Consider the following 3,182-nt stretch of genomic DNA (forward strand, 5'->3'; position numbering starts at 1 on the left):
AAAGCCGGGGGCGCTTATGTACCTTTAGACCCAAGCTACCCGAGTGATCGTCTTGGTCATATGATCGAAGACAGTGGTGTGGGCTTTATCATCACCCAGCAGCACCTCATCCATGGTTTACCTAAAGGCTCTGCTCAAGCGTCTTACCGCCCCATCGCCCTAGATTGCCCCACCGTTCAGCAGCAACTGAGCGATTACACTCAGGAGAATATTGATCCAGCGCTGATTGGTTTAACCTCAAAGCATCTGGCGTATGTGATTTACACTTCAGGGTCAACGGGCAGGCCTAAAGGGGTGCTACAGACACACCGAATGCTCGTCAATTTAATGCAGCGCCAACAGCTCTCAGGAGCCTTGGTCGAGCCCTATAAAAGCTTGCAACTAACAAGCTTTGGCTTCGATGTCGCCGCTCAGGAAATGTTTACAGCACTGACAACCGGAGGCAGTCTGCACCTAGAGCAGGCAGATTTACGTCTGGATATTCCTGGATTGTATGATTTTATACATGAGCAACGCATTGAGCGCCTATTTGTTGTGCCGGCTGTTTTATCGTTATTGACGGATTACATCACGAAAAATGAGCGAGCGTTGCCGCACATGAAAGAGGTTATAACGGCCGGTGAGGCGTTAATATTAGGTGCGAGCCTTTGCGAGTTTTTTAATCGGCATACACACTGCCGTTTATTCAATCATTATGGCCCGACGGAAACCCATGTGGTTACCCTATTTGAGGTGACAGACTTCCATCATGTAGGAAGCGCTGCATCAATCGGACAACTTTTAGGTAATACGGAAGGCTATGTACTCTCACCCGAGCAGCAGCTTCTGCCCATCGGTGTGCCAGGCGAGCTGTATATCGGTGGTGTGGGCTTAGCTCGCGGCTACCTCAATCGCCCAGAGCTCACCGCTGAAACGTTTATTACTCACCCCTTTAGCGATGACCCAGAAGCACGCTTATATCGCACCGGTGACTTGGTGCGTTGGTTGCCAGATGGCAATCTCGCCTTTTTAGGGCGTTTGGATCATCAGGTCAAAATCCGGGGATTTAGGATTGAATTGGGGGAAATCGAGTCCCAGCTGTTGCAACAATCGATTGTTAAAGAAGCGGTGGTATTAGCCCGTGAAGATCGCGCTGGTGACAAGCGTTTGGTCGCCTATGTCACAGCCGCTGAGACGCCTGAGGCTTTGGACGTAACAGAAGAAATACTGATTGATTCACTTAGGCAAAGGTTAAAAGCCGTATTGCCCGATTACATGGTGCCCTCGGCTTTTGTGGTGCTGGAGCAGTTGCCATTAACACCCAACGGTAAAGTCGATCGTAAGGCACTGCCTGAACCGGATTTAGCTCAGGTGACAGGGGCTTATGAGGCACCGCAAAGCGCCACTGAAGGGCGCTTAGCGGAACTTTGGCAAACACTGCTACACCTAGGCTCGCCCGTTAGCCGTGATGCACATTTCTTTGAGCTGGGTGGACATTCATTACTAGGTGTACGGCTATTAGCCTGCATTCGAGAGCAGTTTGCTTTAGACATCCCGATTAAAACACTCTTTGCGCAGCCCATCCTGAGTGAGTTGGCGGCGGCATTAGATGCAGAGGCGTCGATGGCAGGGCAAGGTATTCAGGTGCCGCCGATGGTGGCCCGAAATCCTCAGTTAACCGCATTGCCGTTATCTTATGCCCAGCAACGTTTGTGGTTTATTGATCGCTTAGAAGGCGGCAGTGTGCATTACAACATGCCAGGGGCTCTGCGCTTGAGTGGCAAGCTGGATATAGCAGCGTTAGAAGAGAGCTTTAAAGCGCTTTACCGCCGTCATGAAAGCCTACGCACCTGTTTTGTAGAGCAAGCGACAGGAGAGACTTACCAGCAAGTGCAGCCAGTACCAGCAGGTCAATGCTTACCGGTGGTGGACCTGCAAGCTTTGTCATCCGATGAACAAGCAGCAGCCTTGATGGCGCATCGTTGTGAACTCAGTGCATGGTCATTTGATTTAACCCAAGACTTGATGCTGCAACTACGGCTATTAAGGCTGTCATCAGACGAATCCGTATTACTGTTAACCCTTCACCATATTGCCGGTGATGGTTGGTCAATCTCGATATTGATGCAAGAGCTGCAAGCGCTTTATAGTGCTTATGTGGCTGATACCACACCTCAGTTAATGCCGCTATCCATTCAATATGCAGACTATGCACTTTGGCAGCGCGGTTATTTGCAAGGTGAGGTGCTAGCACAGCAAACCCAATATTGGGAGCATCAGCTGGCCGGTTTACCGGATGTGCATGCGTTACCCTTGGACTATCCAAGGCCCGCTCAACAAAGCTTTGCCGGTGAGACCCTAAGCTCTCGCATTCCCTCCGCGCTCAGTCAACAGCTGCAAGATTACTGCACGGCTGAGGGGGCGACCCTTTTTATGGGACTGCATGCGCTCTTTGCTGCATTACTGAGTCGTTATAGCAATGAAACCGACATTGTGGTCGGCAGCCCTGTCGCCAATCGGGAACAACCGGAAGTTGCACCTTTGATTGGCTTCTTTGTGAATACCTTGGTCTTACGAGCCGATTTATCTGAGATGTCGAGTTTTAATACGCTCTTAACACAATGCCGGGTCACGGCTTTGGATGCCTATGCGCATCAGCAAGTGCCGTTTGAGCAGTTGGTGGAAGTACTGCAGCCAAACCGGCATTTAAGTCATCATCCCTTGTTTCAAGTCATGTTGGCGTTACAGAACAATGAAACCGCTGAGCTGAACCTGCCTGACGTTGAGGTTCAATTCGAAGCGGCTGACCTGACCATTGCCAAATTTGATTTAACACTGAATGTGGTGCAAGACGCAGATGGATTAGCGCTCGATTGGGAATACAATCAAGATCTCTTTAAAGCAGAGACCATTGCACGTCTAGCAAGACATTTTGAAGACTTGCTACAAGCTGCACTCACTCAGCCAGAACGCCCCTTGGCTGAGTTGGATATTTTATCCGCCGCGGAAAAACAGCAGCAGCTAGTCGAGTGGAACGACACCCAACAAGACTTCCAAGGCGAGCTGTGCATTCATCAACTGGTTGAAGCTCAAGCCGCTCAGCAGCCTGAAGCGACCGCTTTAGTCTTTAACCATGAGAGCCTAAGCTATGGTGAACTCAATCAGCGAGCCAACCAGTTAGCACATTATTTACTGGAGCAGGG

The 3,182-nt window shown here is 50.2% G+C and carries 1 protein-coding gene; it reads left to right on the forward strand.

The genetic code is table 11. From position 1 onward, the window contains the following. Nucleotides 1-60 precede the first annotated feature (60 nt). On the forward strand, nucleotides 61-3,182 hold a 3,122-nt coding region (locus KO511_RS22085), incomplete at its 3' end, for an amino acid adenylation domain-containing protein (RefSeq protein WP_252724512.1).

Source organism: Vibrio hepatarius, from assembly GCF_018860525.1.
Classification (GTDB): Bacteria; Pseudomonadota; Gammaproteobacteria; order Enterobacterales; family Vibrionaceae; genus Vibrio; species Vibrio hepatarius_B.